This is a genomic window from Enterobacter sp. 50793107 (assembly GCF_001463365.1).
Classification (GTDB): Bacteria; Pseudomonadota; Gammaproteobacteria; order Enterobacterales; family Enterobacteriaceae; genus Enterobacter; species Enterobacter cloacae.
This window is the reverse complement of record NZ_LNII01000106.1, coordinates 1-296: the sequence shown is the minus strand read 5'-3', so window position 1 is coordinate 296 and position 296 is coordinate 1. Positions and strand designations below refer to the sequence as shown.

1 tRNA gene is annotated in these 296 nt (G+C 46.6%); it reads left to right on the top strand.

From position 1 onward, the window contains the following. Positions 1 to 63: 63 nt before the first annotated feature. Positions 64 to 139: transfer RNA gene (locus tag APU11_RS14845), tRNA-Glu, on the top strand. Positions 140 to 296 lie beyond the last annotated feature (157 nt).

Genomic DNA, 296 nt, shown 5'->3' with positions numbered 1-296 from the left:
AGTGCTCACACAGATTGTCTGATGAAAAGTAAATAGCAAGGCGTCTTGCGATTGAGACTGTACGTCCCCTTCGTCTAGAGGCCCAGGACACCGCCCTTTCACGGCGGTAACAGGGGTTCGAATCCCCTAGGGGACGCCACTTGCTGGTTCGTGAGTGAAAGTCACCTGCCGTCATATCTCAAAACTGACTTGCGAGTCATGTTTGAGATATTTGCTCTTTAAAAATCTGGATCAAGCTGAAAATTGAAACGACACACATGTTATGTGTGTTCGAGTCTCTCAAATCTTCTCTTTCA